Here is a 25244-nt window from a genome sequence, read left to right as displayed (position 1 = left end):
ATGGGAGCCCCGCCGCCGGCCCGGGCGGCGGGGGCGCGCGCACCTAGATGTCGAGGAAGCGCACGTCCTTGGCGTTGCGCTGGATGAACTCCCGGCGGGGTTCGACCTCCTCGCCCATGAGCACGCTGAACAGCTCGTCGGCCTGGGCGGCGTCGTCGAGCTGCACCTGCAGCAGGACCCGGTTGTCGGGGTCCATCGTGGTGTCCCACAGCTCGTTGGCGTTCATCTCGCCGAGGCCCTTGAAGCGCTGCACCTGGTCGCGGGGGCGCGGGTCGCGGCGGCCGGCGGCGATCCCGGCCTCGATGATCGCGTCGCGCTCGGCGTCGGAGAAGGCGTAGTCGGCCTCGTTGCCGCGGGCGTCCCACTTGATCTTGTACAGCGGGGGCTGCGAGAGGTACACGTGCCCGGCCTCGATCAGCGGCTTCATGAACCGGAACAGCAGCGTCATCAGCAGCGTGTTGATGTGGTGGCCGTCGACGTCGGCGTCCGACATCAGGATGATCTTGTGGTACCGCAGCTTGGAGATGTCGAACTCGTCGTGCACCCCGGTGCCGAGCGCGGTGATGATCGCCTGGACCTCGTTGTTCTTGAGGATCTTGTCGATCCGCGCCTTCTCGACGTTCAGGATCTTGCCGCGGATCGGCAGGATGGCCTGGAAGTGCGGGTTGCGGCCGCCCTTGGCCGAGCCGCCCGCCGAGTCGCCCTCGACGATGTACAGCTCGGACCTGGACGGGTCGGTGGACTGGCAGTCCGACAGCTTGCCGGGCAGCGACGTCGACTCCAGCAGGCTCTTGCGCCGGGTCAGGTCGCGCGCCTGCCGCGCCGCCACCCGCGCGCGCGCCGCCTGCGACGCCTTGTTGATGATCTCCTTGGCCTCGCCCGGGTTCTCCTCGAACCAGTCGCGCAGGTGCTCGTTGCAGGCCCGCTGCACGAACGACTTGGCCTCGGTGTTGCCGAGCTTGGTCTTGGTCTGCCCCTCGAACTGCGGGTCGGCCAGCTTGATCGAGATGATCGCGGTCAGGCCCTCGCGGACGTCCTCGCCGGTGAGGTTGTCGTCCTTGTCGCGCAGCAGGCCCTTGTCGCGCGCGTACCGGTTGACGATCGTGGTCAGCGCCGCGCGGAACCCCTCCTCGTGGGTGCCGCCCTCCGCCGTGTTGATCGTGTTGGCGAACGTGTGCACCGACTCGGCGTACGAGGAGTTCCACTGCATGGCGATCTCGACCGACATGCCCTCGGTGTCGTCGCCGAAGTAGATCGTCGACTCGTGGACGGCGTCCTTGCGCGCGTTGATGTAGCGGACGAAGTCCTCGATGCCGCCCTCGTAGTGGTACTTCACCACGTTCGGCTCGCCGTTGGAGTGGTCCGGCCGCTCGTCCACCAGCGTGATCGAAAGGCCCCGGTTCAGGAACGCCATCTCCTGCATGCGGCGCGACAGCGTCTCGAAGTTCCACTCAAGGGTCTCGAAGATGTCGCCGTCCGGCCAGAAGGTGATGCGGGTGCCGGTCTCGCTGGTCTCCTCGCCCTTGCGCAGCTCCGTCGACGGGCCCTGCCAGGTGTAGGACTGCCGCCACACGTGGCCGTCCACCCTGACCTCGGCCTCGAGCCGGGTGGACAGCGCGTTCACCACCGCCGAGCCGACGCCGTGCAGGCCGCCGGAGACCGCATAGGACTTTCCGTCGAACTTGCCCCCGGCGTGCAGCGTCGTCAGCACCAGCTCGATCGCCGGTCGCTTCTCCACCGGGTGCTCGCCCACCGGGATGCCGCGGCCGTTGTCGAGCACGCTGACGCCGCCGTCCGCGAGCAGCGTCACCACGATGTCGTCGGCGTAGCCCGCGAGGGCCTCGTCGACCGAGTTGTCCACGATCTCGTAGACCAGGTGGTGGAGGCCGCGCTCACCGGTCGACCCGATGTACATGCCCGGACGCTTGCGAACCGCTTCCAGGCCTTCAAGGACAGTGATCGAGCTAGCGTCGTACGCCAAAGGAGATCCTCCTGCCGGGGATGGTGAGCCGCCCCGCGCCCGAGGGAGCGCGGTGTGCCCCGTAACACACATGGGGGCGCCCTTGTGCTCTGTACGTGTTCGGTAGAGCTCCGGGCACCCCATGGCGGTGCAGCATCCTGAACCCGCTTTCATTCTACCGGGTCACACGGCGAAAGGCGGCACTCCCGAGCGCTGTGTGCGCGTGTGGCGGCCGAGCGGACCTGGAGATGCATCCCCCCATAGCCCTAGGGGGGTTCTCTGGCCTACGGCGCGCTCGTTGCTGAACTCGTCACCGAGCTTCCCGAACAGATGTTCCCACCCGCCACCGACATCCCGTCACGCCGCGCGACCGCGCCCGAGGCCCACCGCCTCCGGCCCGCCGCTTGTCACCCGGTTGAGCGCCGGAGGCGCGTCCGCGAGAGGACGCCGCGCCGCGGCGAACGCCGCCGAACGGCTCCCTCGCCGGCGCCCGGTCACCGGTTCAACGGACCCGCCAGGCGCCGTTGCGGCGGGGGCCCGACGCGGGGCCGACCACCTTCACCTTGCGGACCGTCCCGTGCCCCAGCTCCTCGTTCAGCCGCCGCACCAGCGTCGACGACAGCAACCGCAGCTGCGTCGCCCAGGTCGTGGAGTCGGCGGCGACGGTCAGCTCGCCCTCCTCGAAGCGCTCCGGGCGGGTGTGCTCGGCCAGCTCGGGGCCGACGATCCCGGCCCAGTTGCCGAACACGCCGCCGACCGCGGCGCGCTGCTCCCACCCGCGCGAGGCCAGCAGCTCGCGGATCGCCGAGCCGAACGCCTTGGGGTCGCCGCCGCGCCCCGGATCGCGCACCCGGACGGGCCGCGCCCCGGACTTGCGCCGGCCGCCCTGGCCGGGCAGCGTGCCGCGCTTCAGCGCGTCGGCCTTCGCCTGCGCGAGCGCCTCCCGCGCCAGCTCGATGCCCGACTTCGCCGGCGCCCCGCCGGACTCCCCCGGCGCCGCGCCCTGCGCACCGGCCTCCTGCTCGCCCGTGGACGGCGTGCCCGCGGGCTGCGGGCCGTCCACAGCCTGGGGATCGCCGGAGCCGCCGGGATCCGGAGAATTCACCGGACCGGGGGAGTTGTGCACATCCTGTGGATCATCGTTCACCTGCCCGCCCCTTCCCGGTCAGTCCCGGACGACCCGGCCGTCGGAGACGGTATACGAAGCGCCCGTCAGTTCCGCCGGGACGTCGGCGGGGACCGCGGCGGTGATCAGCACCTGCTCGGCCGGCGCCACCATCTCCGCCAGCCGGCTGCGGCGGCCCGCGTCGAGCTCGGCGAACACGTCGTCGAGGATCAGCACCGGGTCGTCGCCGTCCGCGCGGAGCAGGTCGAACGCCCCGAGCCGCAGCCCGAGCGCGAACGACCACGACTCGCCGTGGCTGGCGTAGCCGCGCGCGGGCAGCTCCCCCAGCCGCAGGACGAGCTCGTCGCGGTGCGGCCCCACCAGGCTCACCCCGCGCTCCAGCTCCTGCTTGCGCGCCTCGGCCACGCCCGCGAGCAGCAGCTCGGCCAGCCGTCCACGGTCTGTGGACAACTCCTCCGCCCCCAGCGAGCTCTTGTAGTACAGATCGGCCGCGCCGCTGGACGGCGCGAGCGCCGCGTACGCGCGCGCCACGAGCGGACGCAGCGCCTCCACCAGCTCCAGCCGCCCCGCCAGCAGCTCCGCCCCGGTCCGCGCGAGATGCGAATCCCACACATCGAGCGTCGCGAGCACCTCGGGGCCGGGGGACCGCCGATGCGCCGCCGCCGACTTCAGCAGGGCGTTGCGCTGCTTGAGGACGCGGTCGTAGTCGGACCGGACCGCCGCGAACCGGGGGGCCCGCGCCGTCAGCAGCTCGTCCATGAACCGGCGGCGCTCCCCCGGATCGCCCTTCACCAGCGCGAGGTCCTCCGGGGCGAACAGCACCGTCCGCAGCATCCCCAGGATCTCTCGGGGCCTGGGGACGGGGGACCGGTTCAGCCGCGCCCGGTTGGCCTTGCCCGGGTTGATCTCCAGCTCGATCAGCGCCTTGCGGTCGTCCTTCACCACGCCCGCGCGCACGATCGCGCGCGGCGCGCCCTGCCGGACGAGCGGCGCGTCGGTCGCGGCGCGGTGGCTGCCGTGCGAGGCGACGTACCCGATCGCCTCGACCAGGTTCGTCTTGCCCTGCCCGTTCGGCCCCACGAATGCGGTGACGCCCGGCCCGAGCGCCACCTCGGCGGTGGGGTACGACCGGAAGTCCTGCAGCGAGAGGTGGGCGACGTGCACGAGACACGAGCGTAGAGCCTCCCGCGCCCCGCCCACACACCCCGCGCCTTCTGTGGATAACCCCGGGCGCCCAGCCCGGCGCCCGTCCACAGCGATCCCCCGTCCACCGGGCGGCGGGCCCGGGGAACGGGTCAGACCTTCGGGGGGTTCACGTCGGCGCCGGGGGAGTCGGCGCCCTTGGCGGTCTCGATCGCGTGGCCGCCGAACTGGTTGCGCAACGCCGCAACGACGCGCATCGCGGGGGAGTCGTCCTGCCGGGAGGCGAACCGGGCGAACAGCGAGGCACTGATCGCCGGGAGCGGGACGGCGTGCTCCACCGCGGCCTGCACCGTCCAGCGGCCCTCGCCGGAGTCGTTGGCGTAGCCACGCAGGTCGTCCAGCTCCGGGTCGTTCTTAAGCGCGCGGTTCAGCAGGTCGAGCAGCCAGGACCGGATGACCGTGCCCTCCTGCCAGCTGAGGAACGTCTCCGGCACCCGGGTGACCAGGTCGCTCGCGGCGATCAGCTCGTAGCCCTCGCCGAAGGCCTGCATCATCGCGTACTCGATGCCGTTGTGGACCATCTTGACGTAGTGGCCCGCGCCGATCTTGCCGGCGTGCACGAAGCCGTACTCGCCCTCGGGCTTGAGCGTCTCGAAGATCGGCATCAGCCGCTTCACGTTGTCCTCGTCGCCGCCGACCATGAGCGCGTAGCCGTTCTGCAGGCCCCACACGCCGCCGCTGACGCCGCAGTCGACGAAGCCGATGCCCTTGGCGGCCAGCTCCTCGCCGTGCTTCTGGTCGTCCACATAGTGTGAATTACCGCCGTCCACGACGAGGTCGCCCGCGTCGAGCAGCTCCGCCAGCGTGTTGACGGTCTCCTGCGTGGGGGTGCCCGCGGGCACCATCACCCACACGGCGCGCGGCGGGGAGAGGCGTTCGACCAGCTCCTCGACCGAGCCGACGTCGCTGATGTCGGGGTTGCGGTCGTAGCCGACGATCGTGTGACCGCCGCGCCGCAGCCGCTCGGCCATGTTGGCGCCCATCTTGCCCAGGCCGATGATGCCCAGCTCCATGCTCACTTCTCCCCTGTGCGTAACTGCCGTGCCGGCCGCGGGGCGGCTCCCCCGCGGACCGGTCGTCTCCCCCAGGTATGCCCTGGGACCGGTCTTTACCCAGACAACCGCACCGGCATGATCAGATAACGGTAGTTCGGGTTCTCACCGTCCTGCGGCGGCTTGCCGGTGAGCACCGCCGGCTTGGTGGGCGTCGTGAACGACAGCCGCGCGACGTCCGAGCCGATCGCCGAGAGCCCGTCGAGCAGGAACCCGGGGTTGAAGGCGATGTCGATGTCCTCGCCCTCCAGCGTCGCCTCCAGGGCCTCCACGGCCTGCGCCTCGTCGCCCGTCCCGGCCTCCAGGACGACCTCGCCCTGGCTGAACGACAGCCGCACCGGGGTGTTGCGCTCGGCGACCAGCGACACGCGCTTGACGGCCTCGATGAACTGGCCCGTCTGCACCTCCGCCAGGCCCGCGTACTCGCTCGGCAGCAGCGACCGGTACTTGACGAAGTCGCCGTCCAGCAGCCGGGACGTGGTGCGGCGGCCGCCGCCCTCGAACCCGATCATGCCCTCGCCTGCGCCGCCGGTCGCGGCCAGCGCGATCGACACCTCGGCGCCCGCCGTCAGCGACTTGGCGGTGTCGGCCAGCGTCTTCGCCGGGACGAGCGCGACCGCGGAGAAGTCCGGCCGCTCCGGCTTCCAGTGCAGCTCCCGGACCGCCAGCCGGTACCGGTCGGTCGACGCGAGGGTGACGGTCTCCCCCTCGATCTCCACACGCACGCCGGTGAGCATGGGGATCGTGTCGTCCTTGCCCGCGGCGATCGCGACCTGCGCGACGGCGGCGGCGAACTCGTCGCTGCCCACCGCGCCGGCGGCCGGCGGCATCTCCGGCAGCGACGGGTAGTCCTCCACAGGCATGGTGAGGAGTGTGAACTTCGCGCTCCCGCAGCGCAGCATCACCTTCGCGCCGTCGGTCGTGACCTCCACAGGGTGGGGAGGAAGGCTGCGCGAGATCTCGGCGAGCAGCCGGCCGGACACCAGCGCCGTCCCCGCCTCCTCCACGTCGATCTCCGTGGAGACCTGCGCGGAGACCTCGTAGTCGAACGCCGACAGCTTCAGCCGGTCGTCGTTGCCTTCGCCTCCGGCGACGATGTGCATGCCCGCGAGCACCGGCACCGGGGGCCGGACCGGCAGCGTGCGCGCCGTCCAGGCCACGGCGTCGGCCAGGGCGTCTCTGTCGATGCGGAACTTCAAGGGGACCCGCCTCCTGCAGGTGTCGGACGAGGGTGTGGTGCTCGGGCCTCGGCGCGGGCGCTCGGGGCGCGTTGTCCCCAGGCCCTGATTTGAGTTGGATCTTTTCTTGAGTAGAGAAGTAGAGCAGTACCAGTAATAGGGGCCGTGGATAGTGTGGACAGACCGCGTTCCCGCAGGTGAGCCCGCGTATCTCTGTCCACCGGGGCTGTGCATCGGCGGTGGACGGCGCGGGCCGCGCTGGGGACGGCGAATCCTTCCCCACACGTCGTCCTCACGTCATCCCCCGGTTGTCCACGAGTTTTCCGCAGGTTCTCCCGGGCCGGTGCGGCGGCCGGCCGTCGCGGCGGGACCGGCCGCGGTCGTCCCCAGGCCGTCCCCAGGGCTTCCCCAGCTTGTCCACGGGTTCGTCCCCATGATGCCGGGTGGCCGTCCCCACGGCTTCCACAATCGGTCCACGAGTCGTCCCCATGTTGTCCGCAGGTTTTCCCCGGCCTTTCGCCGGGATCCCCAGGGTTGTCCCCAGCCTGTGCGTGTCGATCTTGGTTTCGGGCCGCCGCCGGACGGTGTTCGACCGGGCGTTCGAACGGCCCTGTGCACGGTACTTGTCCACAGTCCGGGACGGGCCGGCGCGGTCGTCCCCAGGCGTGCGGGGCGGTCCGTCAGCGCTTGCGGGCCTGGTGCTTGATCCGCCCCGTCAGCTCCGTCACCTGGTTGTAGATCGCGCGGCGCTCGGCCATCAGCGACCGGATCTTGCGCTCGGCGTGCATCACCGTGGTGTGGTCGCGGCCGCCGAACTGCTGCCCGATCTTGGGCAGCGACAGGTCGGTCAGCTCGCGGCACAGGTACATCGCGATCTGCCGGGCGGTCACCAGCATCCGCGACCGCGACGGCCCGCACAGGTCCTCGATCGTCGTGCCGAAGTACTCCACCGTCTGCGCCATGATCATCGCGGCGGTGATCTCCGGGCCGGAGTCGTTGGGGATCAGGTCCTTCAGGACGATCTCCGCCAGCTTCATGTCGACCGACTGCCGGTTCAGGCTCGCGAACGCCGTCACCCGGATCAGCGCGCCCTCCAGCTCCCGGATGTTCGTCGCGATCTGCGAGGCGATGAACTCCAGCACGTCCGGCGGCGCGGCCAGGCCCTCCTGGCGGGCCTTCTTCTGCAGGATCGCGATCCGGGTCTCCAGCTCGGGCGGCTGGACGTCGGTCGTCAGGCCCCACTCGAACCGGTTGCGCAGCCGGTCCTCCAGCGTCACCAGCTCCTTGGGCGGCCGGTCGCTGGAGATCACGATCTGCTTGCTGGCGTTGTGGAGCGTGTTGAAGGTGTGGAAGAACTCCTCCTGCGTCTGCTCCTTGCCCTCCAGGAACTGGATGTCGTCGACGAGGAGGATGTCCACATCCCGGTAGCGGCGGCGGAACCCGTCGGCCTTGCCGTCGCGGATCGAATTGATGAAGTCGTTCGTGAACTCTTCGGAACTCACATAACGGACGCGTGCACCGTTGAACAGGCTCTGCGCGTAATGGCCGATCGCGTGCAGCAGGTGCGTCTTGCCGAGCCCCGAGTCGCCGTAAATGAACAGCGGGTTGTACGCCTTGGCCGGCTGCTCGGCTACGGCGACCGCGGCGGCGTGTGCAAACCGGTTCGACGAGCCGATGACGAACGTCTCGAAGGTGTACTTCGGGTTCAGTCGCGCGTGCTCGGACGCGCCCGCGCCCTGCCCGCCGCCTCCTTCGCGCGCGCCGCCCGGGCCGCCGGAGCCGGACGGCTTCGGCGGGCCGCCGGGTGCCGGGACCGGTCCACGGGTGTCGGACGCCTCGTCCTCGCGGAAACCGCCTTCACCCCGCTCGCCCCTGTAGGGCTCTTCGCCGCGGTACTGCTCGGACCCCGGGTACTGCTCCGGCCCCGTGTACGACTGCTCCGCGCCGGGGAACGGGGACTCGGTCTTATAGGAGTCCTCGTCGTGCCCCAGCGGAGGCTCGCCCGTCCCGTGCTGGGACTCCCGGCCCATCGGCTCGCCGCGGCCGCCGGCGCGCAGCGGGCCGAGCGTGCGGTCGTTGAGATGCGAAGGCGCGTGCGGGGGCCGCCCGGGAGGCTCGCCGCCGAACCCCTCCGAACCCCCGTAGCCCTCCTGCGGACGGCCGCGTCCTGGAAAACCGGGGACGTTCCCCCGGTCATAGGAGGACGGCCCGCGCCCCCCCGGCCCGGCGCCGTACGCCGGAGGACGGGGAGCCGGCGGGTACGCGCCGCCGTGGTCGTTGTCACGCTGCGGCCATCCACGATCGTCGTCGCCCTGTGGATAACCACCGGGAAGACCCGGCCTGTGGGTAACTTCGGACGAAGGCCGATAGCCCGGCTCGCCGTACGGCTGCTCCGGGTAAGGGCGCTCTGTGTAATCGGGACGCTCGGAGTAGTCGGGGTAAGAGGAGTCCCCGTACTGCTGCTGGTCCGCGTAGGGCCGATCCCGGTCGCGGTCGCGGTCCCTGTCGCGATCCCGGTCGCGGTCATCGAGCGGCCGTTCGCCATAAGAAGAAGGCCCCGACTCGTGCATTCCGGGACCGGGGACCGGCGCCGGCAACGGCTCACCGGAACCCCCGCGGGAACCGCCGGCGGGACCCGGCCCGGACACCGCGGGCGGCTCCGGCTGCACCGTCACCGCGACCCGGATCTCCCTGCCCAGCTCATGGGAGAGCGCCTGCGTGATGAGGTTCCGCAGCCGCGTCTCCAGGGCGTCCTTGGCGAACTCGTTGGGCGCCGCCAGCAGCGCCGTCCCCTCCACCAGGGCCAGGGGGCGGACCATCGGCAGCCATGCGCGGTAACTCGGGGACAGATCGCTCTCAGACAGCGCGGTGAGGGTGCGGGCCCAGACCGATCCGAGATCCTGACCGTCCATGCGCAAGGTCCCCTCCCCACGACTCCGGCGAACGGAGTACAGACCGTCCGGGCACCTGACCACCCGGCTCTCCCACGGGTTGCGATCCGCCTCATTGGGCACGGCCGCGACGCGGAAGCCTTACTCTCTCACGAGTTGTCCACAGAGTTGTCCACATGCTGTGCATAGGCATGCGGGACCCTGTGCAAAACTCCGCCGCAGAGGTTGGGGAAGGACGGGGACGGGGCGTCTCCGGCCAGGTCGGCGGCCGGTACGCGGGGCGGTTCTCGATCGGGGGGTTCGCGGGCGGAACGCCGACGTCGGTCTCACGAGTCACAGAGAGCGTCGGTTGCCCGGGAGGAAAACCCTAACCCGTGCCGATCCCACCCGCAACACGAAACCGGTGCCACCAGGCGATCGGCCGCGCAGGGGCGTCGCGGGATCGTCGCGGGATGGTCGTGGGACGCCGCGCTATCGCCGCCGGACGCCCGGTTCCTCCGCGACCGGGTGATCCGTTTGACCGGGCGGGCCGGTAGCCCGTAACGTGCTGAGGTCGAGTCGCATCGACGGAGGTGACGCGTGCCCGCCGGTCGTCCGTCCGGACGGCACGGGTGGGCCCCCGCTGCGGGGGACCGGACGCGGGCCCTCGATGCGAGCTATCGAGCCTTTCTTAGTCGAACCGACCGCAGCACTGGAGCCTCAAAGTGAGCAAGCGTACATTCCAGCCGAACAACCGCCGCCGCCACAAGAAGCACGGCTTCCGGCTGCGGATGCGCACGCGCGCCGGGCGCGCCATCCTCTCCTCGCGCCGCGGCAAGGGCCGCGGCCGCGTCGCGGTCTGACCGATCCCTCTCATGCTGCCGTCCGGGAACCGGATGCGGCGGCGGGACGACTTCTCGTTGGCCGTCCGGCGCGGGCGACGCGCCGGACGGCCTAACGTCGTCGTCCACCTGCTCCGCCCGGAGGGGGCCGCGGAGGACGCCGGCCCGGCGCTCGTCGGATTCATCGTGGCGCGCAACGTCGGCAACGCCGTCACCCGCAACCGGGTGCGGCGCCGGCTCCGGCACCTCGCGCGCGGGCACGTGGACCGGCTCGCACCGGGTAGCCTGCTCGTAGTGCGCGCCAACCCCCGCGCGGGCGAGGCGCGCCCCGACGAACTGGCCGCGGATCTGGAGTCGGCGCTCGACCGGCTGCTGCGGCCCGCGTCCAAGGGGCGGAGATGAGGAACCGGCACGGGGAGCCGATCCCCGCACGACGCCCGGCGACGACCCCAGGTCCGGTCGCCGCGGTGTTGATCCTTCTCGTCCGCGCCTACCGCCGCTTCTTGAGTCCCCTGCTCGGGCAGCAGTGCCGCTTCACCCCGTCCTGCAGCACCTACGGCCTCAAGGCCCTCCAGGTGCACGGGGCGGCGCGCGGCACATGGCTGACGGTCCGCCGGATCGCGCGGTGCCACCCCTTCCACCCCGGCGGCCACGATCCGGTGCCGCCGAAGAAGACGCCCTCAGGCACGTCCGGGGCGGACTCTTCGAACTCCGGCCGCAAGAACCGCGGCCCCGCCCTAGCAGAGCCCAAGGAGCAGCCCGGTGCTTGACTGGTTGTACGAGATCGTCTCTCAGCTCATCGTGTGGATTCACGCGGGGCTGAGCGTCGTCTTCCCCGAGGACAGCGGTTGGGCCTGGGGCGGCTCGATCATCCTGCTGACCGTCCTGCTGAGGCTCGTCCTCGTTCCGCTCTTCGTGAAGCAGATCCACGCCTCGCGGAAGATGCAGGAGCTGAACCCGAAGGTTCAGGCGCTGCGCAAGAAGTACAAGAACGACAAGCAGCGCCTCAACCAGGAGGTCATGAAGCTCTACCAGGAGAACGGCGCGAACCCGCTGTCGGGCTGCCTTCCCCTGGTCGTGCAGATGCCGGTCTTCATCGGCCTGTTCCAGACCCTGAAGCGGATCTCGGACGCCAAGCCGGGCCACAGCGTGTTCGCGATGTCGTCCGACCTGGTGCAGAGCGCCCAGCACGCGAACATCTTCGGCGCGCACATCCCCGACACGTTCCTGAACGCCTGGAGCGACAAGACCTGGAGCGCGATCGTCATCACCGGCATCGCGGTGGTGATCAGCTCCTGCACGACCTTCTTCACCGTCCGGGCCAGCATGAAGCGCCAGCCCGCCGCGGCCGCCGACGCCAACCCGATGATGCAGGCGCAGAAGATGATGGTCTTCCTCGCACCGCTCTTCGGCCTGTTCGGACTCGGGTTCCCGCTGGGCGTGCTCATGTACTGGGTGACGTCGAACTCCTGGACGCTCGCGCAGCAGCACTACATCTACAAGCGCTTCCCGCCGCCCGGCGACCAGGCCGACGACTCCGCGGGCACCGCGGGCGCCAAGACCGCCGGTTCCAAGCCGGCCTCGAAGACCGCCGCGAAGCCGGGGGGCTCGGCCAAGGCGACCGCCGGCAAGAACGGGCAGGCGCCGTCCGGGATCAAGGCCCGTCTCAAGAAGGAGCCGGAGCCGGAAGTCGAGCCGGAGGACACCAAGCCGAAGGTCGTCCGCAACCAGCCGACCCGCAAATCGCGCAGCAAGCGCAGCGGCAGCCAGAAGCGCTAGTTTGGACCCCTGTCCTCGCCGAAGAAGGAGACCCCGTTGAGCCAGACCGACACCACCGAGGTCGACGTCCAGGCCCTCGAGCAGGAAGGCGAGATCGCCGCCGACTACATCGAGGGCCTGCTGGACATCGGTGACTACGACGGCGACATCGACATGGACGTCGAGGGCGAGCGCGCCATCGTCGCCGTCGTCGGCGCGTCGCTGGACGAGCTGGTCGGCAAGCGGGGCGAGGTGCTGGAGGCGCTGCAGGAACTGACCCGGCTGGCCGTGCACCGCCAGACCGGCAACCGCACCCGCCTCATGCTCGACATCGGCGGGTACCGCGAGCGCCGCCGCGCCGAGCTGACCAAGCTCGGCACGGACGTCGCCGACGAGGTGAAGCAGAGCGGCGAGTCCAAGCCGCTCGCCCCGATGACCCCGTTCGAGCGCAAGATCGTGCACGACGCGGTGGCGGCGGCCGGCCTGCGCAGCGAGTCCGAGGGCGAGGAGCCGGAACGCTACGTGGTCGTCTACCCTGCCTGACCTTCCGATCGCCCACCCGGCGACGCGAGCGACGACCCCCCGAACGGCCCCGGCAAGAGCACAACGCCGGGGCCGTTCCGCATGCCCCGACCCCGTGACCCCGGCCCCGGACGCCCGCGCGCAACGGATGCGCGTTCGCGGAGCGGGGCGGGGGACGCGCTGAAGCCTGCGCCGTACGCGCCTCCGTGATGAAGACGGAGAACAGGCGAACATGTGCCGGACGCGCGTCCGTGAGCTACGGACGACTACGTCCGCCCAGAGCAGGGCGAGCCGCGCTGAAGCATGTGTCAGACGCGCGTCCGTGAGCTGCGGACGAGCACGTCCTCCTAGAGCGACGCGAGCATGCGCTGAAGCAGGTGCCGGAACGTGCCCGTGAGATGGGGACAGGCGGGGACGTGTTCCCCAGGCTGTGGATTCTGAGCGAGCACGCCTGTTGAACCTGGGCAACCGCGAGACCAGTAAATCCTGAGCGAGCCGCAGGGGTGGTTATCCACAGAATGACGTTCTAGTGCCGTTCGCGGTGGCGGAGCTTGACGATGGGGATATGCGGGTCCGCCCCCGGGCGGGAGGGGCGTCTTTTCTGGAGCGGTGCTTCTTCTGGCGGCGGGCACGCTCGGGGCGGCGGGCGCTCGGGCCGATGGCCTCGGGGCCGAGGGTCGAGGGCAGGGGGCCAAGGGCAAGGGGGCTGATGGCAAGAGCTGAGGACGGGGCCGAGAGCGGGGGCCAAGCGAGGGCGCACTGCGCTGGGGGTGCAGGCGTAGCCGGGCATATCGGCGGCGGCTGTTGGTAGCGCGGCCGAGGAGTAGGGCCCAATGGAAAGAAGTGGGGCCCCGCGCCCTGACCGGCGCGGGGCCCCTGGGGACCCGGTGTGCACCGCCGCCCAAAGCACACCGGGTTGGTCTTTCTTGGACGTTCACGCTCCGGGCGGCGGCCGGAGGCGACGTTCCTAGGGTCGGGCGGACGCCCGGACGCGGATCAGGGCGTACGTCGTCCCGTCGCGATCACCTGCGCCGGCGCAGGGTGCGGCCGTACACGCTGCGCTCGCGCGGCGCCGGGTCCGGTGCCGGCTCCTGTGCCGGGTCGCGGATCGGCTCGACGGTGGGCGCGGACCCGACGCCCGTGAGGTTCTGCTCCGCGGGGTCCTGTGCCCGCGCCGGGTCCTGCCCGACCGACGGGTCCTGCGACATATGCCCGTGCGTCACGCCCTCGTCGGCCGGGTGCTGGATCACCCGCTCGACGCGTTCGGCGGGACGCCCCGCGGGGGCGGGGTCTTCAATGATGTGCTCCTCGTGCACCACCGTTCCCGGCTCGTCCCCGTAACCGGGGTCGGCTCCGGCTATCCGGCCGGCCTGGCGGCGCGGGCGCGTGTATTTGAGGGTGAACGCCATGCTGAAGGCCCCGACCAAGAGCAGGATCCAGCCGACGAGGTGGATGTCGACGCCGGCGAGATCGACGCGGAGGGCGAACGCGAGGATCGCGCCGATGGCGATGAACGCGAGACTGACTCCGATTCCCATGTCTCGGAGCTCCTTCCAGGGGGCGACAGCGTCTCTCTACCCGGCGGGCGCCGAATATGCCGAAGGACATGTGGTTCTTGCCAAAGCGCAAGCGGCACCCCCTTCCCGGCCTGGGAGGCCGCGCGTTTTTCCGGCCGGAACGCGAGGTGTTCCGGTCCGGGACGTTGCGCGTGTACGCCGCCACGCCGTTTTGTGGAACGATTCGTCTGGTGGGGACTGCACGTGAGGTTTTCGGGGACGCGCTGCCGGTTGCAGAGCGCTATGCGGCGTTCCTCGCGGACGCGGGCGTCGAACGCGGGCTGATCGGGCCGCGCGAGGCCGACCGGCTCTGGGAGCGACACCTGATCAACTGTGCGGTGGTGGCGGAGGCGATCCCGGCGGACGCGCAGGTCGTCGATATCGGGTCCGGCGCCGGCCTCCCCGGGATCGTGCTGGCGATCGTCCGCCCCGACCTGCGCCTCACGCTGCTCGAACCGCTGCTGCGGCGCACCACCTTCCTCGACGAGTGCGTCGAGATGCTCGACCTGCACAACGTCGAGGTGCGCCGCGGGCGCGCCGAGGAGGTCGTCGCGGAGTTCTCGGTGGACGTGGCGACGGCCCGCGCGGTGGCCCCGCTCGAACGTCTCGCGAAATGGGCGCTGCCGCTGCTGCGTCCCGGCGGCGAGCTGCTCGCGCTCAAGGGCGAGCGCGCCGCCGTGGAACTCGCCGAGGCCGAGCCCGTTCTGCAGCGATTCGGGGTGCGTACCACCGAACTGCTCCAAGTCGGGCGCGGTAGGGTCGACCCGCCGACAACGCTTGTCCGTGTGGTCGCCGGCAGGCCGGCGGACCGGAGTGCAGCGGCCGGGCGACGACAACGCGCGCCCCGGCGCGCTGGAAGGTCGAGGAAGAGGTCTTCATGAGCACGGGACCAGGACTGGGCCGGCCTGACCGCGCCGACGAATCCCCCGACGAACGACCGCCCGGCCCGGGCGGGACCGGCGCCGCCGAGCCCGCGCGGGAATCCCCCGCGGGCCGCGACGCGCAGGCCGACGAGGAGACGCGGGGGGACGCCGGCGCCGCGACGACGCCGGCGGCCGCGCCCTCCGGGCACGCAATGTGGGGAAATACGACGTCCGGTACCGCGGAGAACGTCGGCTATGTGCCGACCAGCGCCGGCACACAGCAGGCGGGTCCGCGCAAGGGACCATCTCAGGGGGAGTCAGAACTCGTGCGCGAGGCGCTCAAGGACGCCAAGGTTTCACATGAAACAGCGGTCACCGCCCTCAAGGCGATGTCGGGCCGCAGGGAGCGCGAATGGCCGCGGCCGGACCGCTGCCGCATCATCACCATCGCCAACCAGAAGGGCGGCGTGGGCAAGACCACCAGCTCGGTGAACCTCGCCGCGTCGCTCGCCATGCACGGCGCGCAGGTCCTGGTGGTCGACCTCGACCCGCAGGGCAACGCGTCCACCGCGCTCGGCGTCGAGCACCACGCCGAGATCCCGTCCATCTACGACGTCCTGATCGAGGACATGGCGCTCGCCGACATCGTCGTCGCCGCACCGGAGATCCCGAACCTGTACTGCGCGCCCGCGACGCTCAATCTCGCCGGCGCCGAGATCGAGCTCGTCTCCAAGGTGGCCCGCGAGTCCCGGCTGCGCCGCGCGCTGGACGCCTACGACACCGAGAAGTTCGACTACGTGCTGATCGACTGCCCGCCGTCGCTCGGCCTGCTCACCGTCAACGCCCTCGTCGGCGGCGACGAGCTGCTCATCCCGATCCAGTGCGAGTACTACGCCCTCGAAGGGCTCGGGCAGCTCATCCGCACCGTCGACCTGGTGAAGGCGCACCTCAATCAGAAGCTGCGGGTGTCGACCATCCTGCTCACCATGTACGACGCCCGGACGCGGCTCGCCGCGCAGGTCGCGGAGGACGTCCGCAACCACTTCGGCGACGTCGTGCTCAACACCGTGATCCCCCGCAGCGTCCGCGTCTCCGAGGCGCCGAGCTACGGGCAGTCCGTCATGACGTACGACCCCGGTTCCAGCGGTGCCCTCGCCTACAGCGAGGCCGCCTCGGAAATGGCCCATGGAGGGGCGAGGAAGTGAGCCAGCAGCGACGCGGCCTGGGCAAGGGGCTCGGCGCCCTCATCCCCACCGCCCCGCCCCCGCCGCCGGCGGGCGAACCGGGCGGGTCGGACTTCCCCGGCGGTCCGAACGGCTCCGGCCAGGACGGCGCCGCGAGCCCGGACGCCCCGCCGCTCGTCGCGGGGGCTCATTTCGCCGAGCTGCCCGTCAAGTCGATCACGCGCAACCCGCGGCAGCCGCGCGAGCACTTCGACGAGCAGGCGCTCGAGGAGCTGGCCGAGTCGATCGCCATCGTCGGGCTGCTGCAGCCCGTCGTCGTCCGCAGGGCCGAGTCGGGCGAGCACGACTACGAGCTGATCATGGGCGAGCGGCGGCTGCGCGCGTCGCAGATGGCCGGGCTGGACGTCATCCCGGCGATCGTCCGCGACACCGGCGACAACGACCTGCTCCGCGACGCCCTCATGGAGAACCTGCACCGCCAGCAGCTGAACCCGCTGGAGGAGGCGGCCGCGTACCAGCAGCTGCTGCAGGACTTCAACGCCACCCACGAGCAGCTCGCCGGACGCATCGGCCGGTCCCGCTCGCACATCACCAACACGCTGCGCCTGCTGAACCTGCCGCACGCCGTCCAGCTCCGGCTCGCCGCCGGCGTCATCTCCGCCGGCCACGCGCGCGCCCTGCTCAGCCTCGACAGCCCCGAGGCGCAGGCGCACCTGGCCAAGCGCATCGTCGAGGAGGGACTCTCCGTCCGAGCGGTCGAGGAGATGATCGCGCTCCGCGAGGTGGAGGACGAGCCGAAGGCCCCCCGGCAGGGCCGCCGGAAGCAGCCGGTCGCCCCCGGCCTCCAGGAGCTGGCCGACCGGCTCTCCGACCGCTACGAGACCAGGGTCCGAGTCGACATGGGCCGCACCAAGGGCAAGATCGTGGTCGAGTTCGCCACCCTCGAGGACCTCGACCGCATCATCAAGTCGATGGCCCCGGACGAAGACGCCGGCGAGCCGTAGACGTCGGCTGCCCCCTCCCCCTGCCTCCGAGCGCCCCGGAAGACGCCTCTTCCGGGGCGCTCCGCTTTCCCCGGTTCGATGTTTCCCGTGAAACATCGCCTGCGGCGGCGCCCGGTCGGCCGAGAGATGGGCGCACTGGGGCCGTGTGACGCCTGCGCGTCACTCCCGCGGATCTATCGACGTCCCGACTCCTGGAGGTGCGCCCGCTGCCTACGGGGATCGCTTCCGGCGGCCGTGGCGATGTTTCACGGGAAACGTCGTGCCGGGCGGCGGGGCGGACGGCGCAGCGATGAGTTCTGGGACGGCCGGTAGTCGGCACTGGGGAGACCTTCTGAGGCGAACGAGGGGAGACCGGCATGGCGAGATTCGTGACGATCGGATACGGAGATCGGGACGGCTATGACCGCACCGACGCGAAGGTGCGGGACGAGGCGCATGCGCACGACGCCCGTCTCCTGGAGAGCGGGACCACCGTGGGCATCGTCGGATCGCCCGTCCAGGTGCGCAACCACGACGGCGCGGGGGTGGCCGTGGAGGACGGGTCCTTCATGAGTTCACCCCTTCCCATCGCCGGATTCGCGATCCTCGAGGCCGACTCCCTCGAGGAGGCCGTCAAGCTCGTCTCGCAGACCCCGTGCGCGGTCGCGCAGGGTGTTGTCGAGGTCTGGCCGTTGCAGGAGTCGGCGTAGCCGCTGCCGACCCGCTCTGACGTACCGCGCATGCGCCCGACGTTTCACGTGAAACGTCGGGCGGGCGCGTGTGTGCGGCCCAGCTTGAAGAAGGCTTGAGGGTGGCCGATGTTTCCCGTGAAACATCAGCGCCACGCAGCGGAAGGTTTCACGGGAAACCTCGGCGGCGGAGTCAGGTGAACTGGGCGAGGATCAGGTCGCGGCAGACCTCGCCGAGGTCGAGGCCGGCGACGCTGACGGCGCGGGGGAGCAGGCTGGTCTCCGTCATGCCGGGCGCGACGTTGACTTCGAGGAAGTGGACCTCGCCGTCGGGGTCGACGATGAGGTCGGTGCGGGAGAGGTCGCGGAGGCCGAGGGCGCGGTGGGCGGTGACCGCGGCGGCGGTGGCGCGTTCGGCGGCGTCGGCGCTGAGGCGCGCGGGTGTGACGAACTCGGTGTCGCCTGCGTCGTAGCGGGCGGTGTAGTCGTACAGGGCGTTCGGGGCGACGATCTCGACGGCGGGCAGCGCGTGGGGCTCGCCGTGGCGCTCGATGACGCTGACGGCGATCTCGGTGCCCTCGACATAGCGCTCGACGAGGGCGGCGTCGCCGTAGGCGAAGCAGCCGACCATCGCGGCGGACAGCTCCGACGGCTCGCGGACGACGGACGCGCCGAGCGCGGAGCCGCCGCGGGTGGGCTTGACGAACAGCGGCAGGCCGAGACCGCGGATGATCCGGTCGAGGACGGACGCGGCGCCGAGGTCGTGGAAGACCTCCTTGGGGAGGGCGACGGACTCGGGGGTGCGCAGCCCGGCCTGGCGCACCACGGACTTGGCGGTCGGCTTGTCCCAGGCGACGCGGCAGGCGTCCGGGCGGGCGCCGACGTAGCGGACGCCGAGCAGGTCGAGGACGTCGCGGATCGAGCCGTCCTCCCCCGCCGCGCCGTGCAGGACGGGGAACACCGCGTCCGGCGGGTCGTCGCCGAAGGAGTCCAGGAGGGTGGCGTCGGCGTCGCGAAGCTCGACGGGGATGTCGAGGGCGCGTAGCGCGTCGGCGACGCGGCGTCCGGAGCGCAGCGAGACCTCTCGCTCGTAGGACAGTCCCCCGGCGAGGACGACGACGTGCCCGAGTTCCACAGCAGGTGCCCTTCTGGCGTCCGGACTAGGAGCGGCGACGAGAAAGCGCCGGCTCCCCAGCATGGGGGAGCCGGCGCGGTTACGCGAAACCGGGCGGTACCCGGGCGGTACGGGCCGCCGCCCGCCCGGGTCCGGTTCAGACGATGCCCGGGCCCGGGGTGTGCACACCGCCGGGGCCGTCGTGCTCGACTCCCCCGAAAGTCTCCCGCAGCCGGATCTCCTTCTCCACCACCGCGGCGAGCCGCCGGACGCCCTCGCGGATGCGGTGCGGCTCGGGGAAGCAGTAGGACAGCCGCATGTTGCGGCGGCCGCCGCCGTCGGCGTAGAAGCCGGTGCCGGGGACGTAGGCGACGCGGTCGGCGATCGCGCGGGGGGCCATCGCCTTGGCGTCCAGGCCCTCGGGGAGGGTGAGCCAGACGAAGAAGCCGCCGGCGGGGCGCGTCCAGGTGCAGCCGTCCGGCATGAGCTGGTCGAGCGCGTCGAGCATCGCGTCGCGGCGCTCGCGGTACAGCTCGCGGAAGTCCTTGATCTGCTCGCGCCACGGCTGCGTGGCGAGGTACTCGCGGACGGCGAGCTGGGAGAAGTTCGACGGGCACAGGATCGCGGACTCGGCGGCGAGCACGAGCTTGGCGCGGACGGCGTGCGGGGCGAGCACCCAGCCGACGCGCAGCCCGGAGGCGATCGTCTTGGAGAACGAGCCGAGGTAGACGACGCGGTCGGGGTCGTCGGCGCGCAGCGCCCGCATCGGGTCGCCCTCGAAGCCGAGGAGGCCGTAGGGGTTGTCCTCCACGATCAGGATGTCGTATTCGGCGCAGATCTCCAGGATCTGGGCGCGGCGGGCGGCGGTGAGGGTGACGCCCGCGGGGTTCTGGAACGTGGGGACGGTGTAGAGGAACTTGACGCGGCGGCCCTCGCGGCGGAGCCGGGCGAGGGTCTCGCGGAGCGCCGACGGGATCAGCCCGGCCTCGTCGAGCGGGACGTGCACGACGTCGGCCTGGTAGGAGGCGAACGTGCCGAGCGCGCCGACGTAGGACGGGGCCTCGGCGAGGACGACGTCCCCGGGGTCGACGAAGATCTTGGTGATGAGGTCGAGGGCCTGCTGGGCGCCGACGGTGACGACGACGTCGTCCGCGGAGCCGTGCACCCCCTCGAGCGCCATGACCTCGCAGATGAGCTCGCGGAGCGTCTCGTCGCCCTGCGCCGAACCGTACTGCAGGACCTCGGCGCCCTTGCCCGCGACGAGGTCGCCGACCATCGAGCCGACGGCGTCGAGGGGAAGCGCCGACACGTAGGGCGCGCCGCCCGCCAGGGAGACGACCTCGGGACGGGCGACCATCGCGAACAGAGCCCGGATCTCCGACGGCACCATGCCGGCGGCACGGGCGGCGTAGCGGTCGGTGTAGGCATCGGTTCGCGAGTGCTGGTCCACGAGGCACCTCCGGTGGGCTGGCTTGACCGCAAAGGTACGGCATCGGCTCCGGGGGGACCGGGCGAACCCCGCACGCGGCGGACCGGTGATCCGGCAGCCGGTGCGCCGCCCGGCTGCTCGCCCCCCGTCCGATACGATGCCCGAGGATCCCGGTTTGTTGCCGGGAACTTCCGCGCAAGTGGGCGATCCGTCCCGAAGGTCCCGGCCGTACCGCGGGTCCTCGCCGGGGCGGACGAGGATGCCAGCAGGGGGTGCCGGCCCGGTGTCGCGTCGTCTCGTCAACATCACGCTGGACAATCTGGACGATCTCCCGCACCGCTGCCGCGGCTGCGTGTTCTGGGAGCTGGATCCGGTCAGCCGCGACCGGGCCCGGGCGAGCGGCGACGCGGCGCTGGAGAAGGAGGCGTGGATCTCCTCCACGCTGCTGGAGTGGGGCTCCTGCGGCAAGATCGCCTACGTCGACGACGTGCCGGCGGGGTTCGTGATGTTCGCGCCGCCGCTGTACGTGCCGCGGTCGGTGGCGTTCCCGACGAGCCCGGTGAGCGCGGACGCGGTGCTGCTGATGACGGCGCACATCCTGCCGGAGTTCACCGGCGGCGGGCTCGGCCGGATGCTCGTCCAGGGCGTCGCGAAGGACCTGACGCGCCGCGCCGTGAAGGCGATCGAGGCGTTCGGCGACCTGAAGGACGAGGAGAGCGGCTGCATGGTCCCGGCCGACTACCTGCTGTCGGTCGGGTTCAAGACCATCCGCCCCCACCACCGGTACCCGCGGCTGCGGCTGGAGCTGAAGTCGGCCCTGTCGTGGCGTGAGGACGTCGAGGTCGCCCTCGAACGGCTGCTGGGCTCCATGACCCCGGAAGGCGCGCTCCGGCCCGCCTGAGACCGTCTGAGCCTCCCATGCGAGCGGCCCGCGCCCCGGAGACCGGGACGCGGGCCGCTTTCGCGCGACCGCCGCGGGAGCGGTGGTCCGGCCGGGTCAGATGAACTCGGCGAGGTCGCGCAGCAGCGCGGCCTTCGGCTTGGCGCCCATGATCTGCTTGACGACCTGGCCGCCCTGGTAGACGTTCATCGTCGGGATCTGCAGGACGCCGTACTCGGCCGGGACCTTCGGGTTCTCGTCGATGTTCAGCTTGACGATCTCGAGCTTGTCGCCGTGCGCCTTGGAGATCTCCTCCAGGATCGGCGCCACCATCCGGCACGGGCCGCACCACTCGGCCCAGAAGTCGACCAGGACGGGCTTGTCGCTGCCCAGGACCTCGGACGCGAAGTCGGCGTCGGTCACGGCTTTCATGGTGTCTCCTTCGTGTGCTGTCCGGTGCGCGTCGAGGCACCGGTCGGGCGTGCTGTCAGGCCTGCGGGACGGTCTCCGCGGCGCCCTGGTCCTGGAGCCAGCGCTCGGCGTCGATGGCCGCGGAGCAGCCGCTGGCGGCCGCGGTGATGGCTTGACGGTAGATGTGGTCGACCACGTCGCCGCAGGCGAACACGCCGGGAATCTTCGTCCGCGTCGTCGGGGCGTCGACCAGCAGGTAGCCGTCGGCGTCGGTCTCCAGCTGGCCGGTGAACAGCTCGCTGCGCGGATCGTGGCCGATCGCGATGAACAGGCCGGTGACCTCCAGCGGGGTCTGCTCGCCGGTCTTGAGGTTGCGGACCTGGACGCCGGTGACGCGGTCCTCGCCGTCGATCTTCACGACCTCGCTGTCCCATAGGAAGCGGATCTTGTCGTTGGCGAACGCCCGGTCCTGCATGATCTTGGAGGCGCGCAGCTCGTCGCGGCGGTGGATCACGGTGACGGAGCGGGCGAACTTGGTCAGGAAGATCGCCTCCTCCATCGCGGTGTCGCCGCCGCCGACCACGGCGATGTCCTGCTCGCGGAAGAAGAAGCCGTCACAGGTCGCGCACCACGACACGCCGCGTCCCGACAGCCGCTTCTCGTCGGGCAGGCCGAGCTCGCGGTAGCCGGACCCGGTCGCGACGATGACGGTCTTGGCCAGGTACGTCTCGTCGCCGACCTTGACGACCTTCGGGTCGGCGGCCAGGTCGACCTCGGTGACGTCGTCGGTGACCAGCTCCGCGCCGAACCGCTCGGCCTGCTTGCGCAGGTTGTCCATCAGGTCCGGGCCCATGACCCCGTCGGGGAAGCCGGGGAAGTTCTCCACGTCGGTGGTGTTCATCAGCGCGCCGCCGGCGGTCACCGAACCCTCGAACAGCAGCGGCTTCAGGTCGCCGCGGGCCGCGTAGATCGCGGCCGTGTAGCCCGCGGGACCCGAGCCGATGATGATGACGTTACGGACGTCGCTCACTGTTGTGCGCCTCTCCTCTTGGCCTTCGGTCGCCTCACCGCACGGCCTGCCAGTCGCGTCAACCGATACTAGGGCCAGGGGATTCCCGGCAGGCGCCGCCCGCCCCGTGACCTGCCCCGCAGGACGGCCCGCGGCGCGTCCGGCCGCCGCCATAGGGTGGTGCCATGGCACGCATTCTGCTTCTCCACTCGATGCTCGGGTTGCGTCCGGCCGTGCACCGGGCGGCCGACCGCCTGCGCGGCGCGGGGCACGAGGTCACCGTCCCGGACCTGTACGACGGCCGGGTCGTCGACACGCCCGACGAGGGCGTCGAGATCAAGGAGGAGATCGGCCGGGACGCGCTGCTGCGGCGGGCGATCACCGCGGCGGCGCCGCTCACCGACCAGGGCGGCCTGGTGTACGCGGGCTTCTCGCTCGGGGCTGCGATCGCGCAGAACCTGGCGCTCGCCGACGGCAAGGCCGGCGGGCTGCTGCTGATGCACGGGACGTCCGACCTGGCCGACGACGCGTCCACCGACATCCCCGTGCAGCTGCACGTCGCCGACCCCGACACCTACGAGCCGGTCGACTGGCTGAACGCCTGGTACCTGCGGATGCGCAAGGCGGGCGCGGACGTGGAGGTCTTCCGGTACCGCGGCGCCGGGCACCTGTTCACCGACCCGGACCTGCCCGACCACGACCCGGAGGCCGCCGAGCGGGCCTGGGCGATCGCCCTGGACTTCCTCGCGTCGCTGTAGGGGACTGACTGTCGGTGGCGGCGAGCATAATCCGGCCATGGCATACGACCACGACCTGGCCGACCTCGTCCGCGAGCTGATCGCGGGCGAGGAACGCGTCACCGAGCAGCCGATGTTCGGCGGGCTGGCCTTCCTCATCGGCGGGAACATGGCGGTCGCCGCGAGCCGGCAGGGTGGCCTGCTCGTCCGGGTCGCCCCGGACGACGCCGAGACGCTGGCCGCCGATGAGCGGGTGCGGCCGATGGTGATGGGCGGGCGGGAGATGCGCGGATGGCTGCACGTCGACATCGACGCCGGCAGTCCGGACGACGAGGTGAGGCGATGGGTGTCGCGCGGCGTCGGCTACGCGCGGTCGCTGCCCGCCAAATCCGGGCGCCGCTGACTCGCACTGGCGCCCGGTTCCCGCGCCCCGCCCCCGCCCAGGGCACGGGATCGGGCGGAGATCAGGCGGGTTCGTGTTCGAGCACGTGGGTGTTCTGCGCGCTGCAGTCCGGGCCGACGACCCAGACGTCCCAGCTGCCGTTCCCGGAGCCGGGGAGCGCTATGACCGTCGCGTCCCGGCCGTCGTAGGTGGCCTGGTCGACGAGCGCGGGCGTGCGTCCGCGGGTGACGCCGGAGACGCAGCCGGACATCTGCGCGGTGGGCGGGGAGCCCTGGAGCCGCAGCTCCTGGCCCTTCCCGAGCAGCCGGTCGATCTGGCCGCCGAGCCGCCCGGCCCGGTAGTCGGTGCCGCTGCGGGTGACCTTGAAGGACGCCGCGCTCAGCGCCGATTGGGACGGCCCGGCCATGTTCGGCGCCGCGCCGGTGGCCTCGGTGTGCCGGCCCTTGTCCTGGGCCGGCGCGGACGCCTGCCCGGCGCTGCCGTCCGAGCCGTCCAGCGCGATCTTGCCGACCGTCGCTCCGCCGCCGAGGACGACGATCGTCGCCGCCGCCGCCGACAGTATCCGCCAATGCCGCCTTCCGCGCCGCTGCTCCATGCTCACCACGGTGGCGTTGTGCAACGACTCCGCCGCGATGGCGGAGTCGATGCGCTCGGCCAGCTCGGCCGGCATGGACGGAACGGGGGCCTGCGCCAGGATCCGGGAGACGTCCGCAAGATCGGCGGAGCGGTCCCGGCATTCGGCGCAGGATTCGAGGTGCGCGTTGACGGAGGCGGCCTGATCGTCTTCGAGCAGTCCTTCGGCCAGGTCGGCCAGGACGTCGTAGTCAAGATGTGCGGGGTTCACTTGGGCATGCCACCTCCTTCCACACCTCCGACGTTTTCGGAGCCGCGTCGGTTCCGGTGGTGGGTCAGAAGGGGCGCGAGCCGGGCGCGGCCCCGCGCGCACCGGCTCTTGATCGTCCCGGGCGGGACCTCCATCACCTCGGCGGCGTCGTCGACGGAGTAGCCCATCATGTCGACCAGCACGAGCGCGGCGCGCTGCTCGAACGGCAGCTGCTCCAGGGCGGTGCGGACGTCCAGCGACACCCCGTGCGCGTCGGTCGGGTCGGGCATCTTCGGCGCGACGGCGTCGAAGGTCGCGTCGTCGCCCATCGGGGTCGCGGGCCGGACGGACTTGCGGCGGATCCGGTCGAGGCAGGCGTTCACCACGATGCGGTGCAGCCAGGTGGTGACGGCGGCGTCGCCGCGGAACCGGCCGGCGGCGCGGAACGCCGACAGGCACGCGTCCTGCAGGGCGTCGGCGGCCTCCTCCGGGTCGCCGAGGGTGCGCAGCGCGACGGCCCACATCCGGTCCCGGTGCCGGTGCACCAGCTCGGCGAAGGCGTGCGGGTCCCCCTGGGCGTGCCGGGCCAGGAGCTCCTTGTCGGGGACCTCGTCGACGCGACGCATGCTCACCGACGTCATGAGCGACCGCT

The 25244-nt window shown here is 71.5% G+C and carries 25 protein-coding genes; 12 read left to right on the top strand and 13 right to left on the bottom strand.

All coding sequences use genetic code 11. The features are described 5' to 3' along the window. Positions 1-43: 43 nt before the first annotated feature. From gyrB to dnaA, 6 genes are all read right to left on the bottom strand, one after another. Positions 44-1981: a DNA topoisomerase (ATP-hydrolyzing) subunit B gene (gyrB, locus tag QP089_RS20855; RefSeq protein WP_285913395.1), complete on the bottom strand. Its 1938-nt coding sequence runs from the start codon at positions 1979-1981 to the stop codon at positions 44-46. Between the two features lie 481 nt (positions 1982-2462). After that, positions 2463-3107, bottom strand: a complete 645-nt coding sequence (locus tag QP089_RS20850; RefSeq protein WP_285913394.1) for a DciA family protein — start codon at positions 3105-3107, stop codon at positions 2463-2465. Positions 3108-3125: 18 nt separating this feature from the next. Continuing rightward, the gene (gene recF / locus QP089_RS20845) at positions 3126-4250 is read right to left on the bottom strand and encodes a DNA replication/repair protein RecF (protein ID WP_285913393.1); all 1125 of its coding nucleotides are present in this window, start codon (positions 4248-4250) and stop codon (positions 3126-3128) included. 131 nt (positions 4251-4381) lie between these two features. Further along, a complete protein-coding gene (gnd, locus tag QP089_RS20840; protein WP_285913392.1) occupies positions 4382-5302 on the bottom strand; it encodes a phosphogluconate dehydrogenase (NAD(+)-dependent, decarboxylating) in 921 nt (306 codons plus the stop codon). 95 nt (positions 5303-5397) lie between these two features. Further along, on the bottom strand, positions 5398-6540 hold the full coding sequence (gene dnaN, locus QP089_RS20835; RefSeq protein ID WP_285913391.1) for a DNA polymerase III subunit beta: 1143 nt from the start codon (positions 6538-6540) through the stop codon (positions 5398-5400). Between the two features lie 659 nt (positions 6541-7199). Then, entirely contained in the window at positions 7200-9431 is a 2232-nt protein-coding gene (dnaA, locus tag QP089_RS20830) for a chromosomal replication initiator protein DnaA (RefSeq protein ID WP_285913390.1), read from the bottom strand. Between the two features lie 683 nt (positions 9432-10114). Here dnaA and rpmH point away from each other — a divergent pair. Genes rpmH through QP089_RS20805 form a run of 5 tightly spaced genes read left to right on the top strand, consistent with a single transcriptional unit; the run spans position 10115 to position 12532 of the window. Continuing rightward, the gene (gene rpmH / locus QP089_RS20825) at positions 10115-10252 is read left to right on the top strand and encodes a 50S ribosomal protein L34 (protein ID WP_285913389.1); all 138 of its coding nucleotides are present in this window, start codon (positions 10115-10117) and stop codon (positions 10250-10252) included. Positions 10253-10264: 12 nt separating this feature from the next. Next, positions 10265-10633 (top strand): ribonuclease P protein component, encoded by a 369-nt coding sequence (rnpA, locus tag QP089_RS20820; RefSeq protein WP_285913388.1) that lies wholly within the window; start codon positions 10265-10267, stop codon positions 10631-10633. Next, positions 10630-11001: a membrane protein insertion efficiency factor YidD gene (gene yidD, locus QP089_RS20815; RefSeq protein ID WP_285913387.1), complete on the top strand. Its 372-nt coding sequence runs from the start codon at positions 10630-10632 to the stop codon at positions 10999-11001. The genes rnpA and yidD overlap by 4 nt, the downstream gene beginning before the upstream one ends. Next, entirely contained in the window at positions 10994-12010 is a 1017-nt protein-coding gene (gene yidC / locus QP089_RS20810) for a membrane protein insertase YidC (protein WP_285913385.1), read from the top strand. Before yidD ends, yidC begins: the two co-directional genes overlap by 8 nt. A gap of 36 nt (positions 12011-12046) precedes the next feature. After that, the gene (locus QP089_RS20805; protein ID WP_285913384.1) at positions 12047-12532 is read left to right on the top strand and encodes a Jag family protein; all 486 of its coding nucleotides are present in this window, start codon (positions 12047-12049) and stop codon (positions 12530-12532) included. A 1001-nt stretch (positions 12533-13533) separates the two neighbouring features. Here QP089_RS20805 and QP089_RS20800 read toward each other — a convergent pair. Beyond that, the gene (locus QP089_RS20800) at positions 13534-14049 is read right to left on the bottom strand and encodes a DUF6458 family protein (protein ID WP_285913383.1); all 516 of its coding nucleotides are present in this window, start codon (positions 14047-14049) and stop codon (positions 13534-13536) included. 209 nt (positions 14050-14258) lie between these two features. On the opposite strand from QP089_RS20800, the gene rsmG reads away from it, so the two are divergent. From rsmG to QP089_RS20780, 4 genes are all read left to right on the top strand, one after another. Beyond that, positions 14259-14948 carry a 16S rRNA (guanine(527)-N(7))-methyltransferase RsmG gene (rsmG, locus tag QP089_RS20795; protein ID WP_285913654.1) on the top strand — a complete coding sequence of 230 codons (690 nt, stop codon included), beginning with the start codon at positions 14259-14261 and terminating at the stop codon, positions 14946-14948. A 371-nt stretch (positions 14949-15319) separates the two neighbouring features. Further along, positions 15320-16135 carry a ParA family protein gene (locus QP089_RS20790; protein ID WP_353070604.1) on the top strand — a complete coding sequence of 272 codons (816 nt, stop codon included), beginning with the start codon at positions 15320-15322 and terminating at the stop codon, positions 16133-16135. Next, positions 16132-17118 carry a ParB/RepB/Spo0J family partition protein gene (locus QP089_RS20785; protein ID WP_285913382.1) on the top strand — a complete coding sequence of 329 codons (987 nt, stop codon included), beginning with the start codon at positions 16132-16134 and terminating at the stop codon, positions 17116-17118. Before QP089_RS20790 ends, QP089_RS20785 begins: the two co-directional genes overlap by 4 nt. 356 nt (positions 17119-17474) lie before the next feature. Next, positions 17475-17807: a YciI family protein gene (locus QP089_RS20780; protein WP_285913381.1), complete on the top strand. Its 333-nt coding sequence runs from the start codon at positions 17475-17477 to the stop codon at positions 17805-17807. Positions 17808-17979: 172 nt separating this feature from the next. Here QP089_RS20780 and QP089_RS20775 read toward each other — a convergent pair whose 3' ends face one another. Both QP089_RS20775 and QP089_RS20770 read right to left on the bottom strand, forming a co-directional pair. Beyond that, positions 17980-18921 (bottom strand): D-alanine--D-alanine ligase family protein, encoded by a 942-nt coding sequence (locus tag QP089_RS20775; RefSeq protein ID WP_285913380.1) that lies wholly within the window; start codon positions 18919-18921, stop codon positions 17980-17982. A gap of 136 nt (positions 18922-19057) precedes the next feature. Further along, positions 19058-20290 carry an aminotransferase-like domain-containing protein gene (locus QP089_RS20770; RefSeq protein ID WP_285913652.1) on the bottom strand — a complete coding sequence of 411 codons (1233 nt, stop codon included), beginning with the start codon at positions 20288-20290 and terminating at the stop codon, positions 19058-19060. A 322-nt stretch (positions 20291-20612) separates the two neighbouring features. Here QP089_RS20770 and QP089_RS20765 point away from each other — a divergent pair, with 322 nt between their 5' ends. Then, positions 20613-21230: a GNAT family N-acetyltransferase gene (locus QP089_RS20765; RefSeq protein ID WP_285913379.1), complete on the top strand. Its 618-nt coding sequence runs from the start codon at positions 20613-20615 to the stop codon at positions 21228-21230. A gap of 96 nt (positions 21231-21326) precedes the next feature. Here the strand turns inward: QP089_RS20765 and trxA are convergent, their stop codons facing one another. Both trxA and trxB read right to left on the bottom strand, forming a co-directional pair. Next, entirely contained in the window at positions 21327-21641 is a 315-nt protein-coding gene (gene trxA / locus QP089_RS20760; RefSeq protein WP_285913377.1) for a thioredoxin, read from the bottom strand. Between the two features lie 55 nt (positions 21642-21696). Beyond that, positions 21697-22650 carry a thioredoxin-disulfide reductase gene (gene trxB / locus QP089_RS20755; RefSeq protein ID WP_285913376.1) on the bottom strand — a complete coding sequence of 318 codons (954 nt, stop codon included), beginning with the start codon at positions 22648-22650 and terminating at the stop codon, positions 21697-21699. Positions 22651-22814: 164 nt separating this feature from the next. Between trxB and QP089_RS20750 the strand changes: the two genes are divergently transcribed. Both QP089_RS20750 and QP089_RS20745 read left to right on the top strand, forming a co-directional pair. Beyond that, positions 22815-23387, top strand: a complete 573-nt coding sequence (locus QP089_RS20750; RefSeq protein WP_285913375.1) for a dienelactone hydrolase family protein — start codon at positions 22815-22817, stop codon at positions 23385-23387. A 37-nt stretch (positions 23388-23424) separates the two neighbouring features. Next, positions 23425-23769, top strand: a complete 345-nt coding sequence (locus QP089_RS20745; RefSeq protein WP_285913374.1) for a TfoX/Sxy family protein — start codon at positions 23425-23427, stop codon at positions 23767-23769. 61 nt (positions 23770-23830) lie between these two features. On the opposite strand, the gene QP089_RS20740 is transcribed toward QP089_RS20745, so the two are convergent. Next, positions 23831-24613 carry an anti-sigma factor family protein gene (locus tag QP089_RS20740; protein ID WP_285913373.1) on the bottom strand — a complete coding sequence of 261 codons (783 nt, stop codon included), beginning with the start codon at positions 24611-24613 and terminating at the stop codon, positions 23831-23833. Next, positions 24610-25233 (bottom strand): RNA polymerase sigma factor SigM, encoded by a 624-nt coding sequence (sigM, locus tag QP089_RS20735; RefSeq protein ID WP_285913371.1) that lies wholly within the window; start codon positions 25231-25233, stop codon positions 24610-24612. The genes QP089_RS20740 and sigM overlap by 4 nt, the downstream gene beginning before the upstream one ends. Positions 25234-25244: the final 11 nt, after the last annotated feature.

It is taken from the genome of Actinomadura opuntiae, assembly GCF_030283205.1.
GTDB lineage: Bacteria > Actinomycetota > Actinomycetes > Streptosporangiales > Streptosporangiaceae > Spirillospora.
Note: the sequence above shows the minus strand (reverse complement) of the source record. Positions and strands in the feature narration are given on the sequence as shown.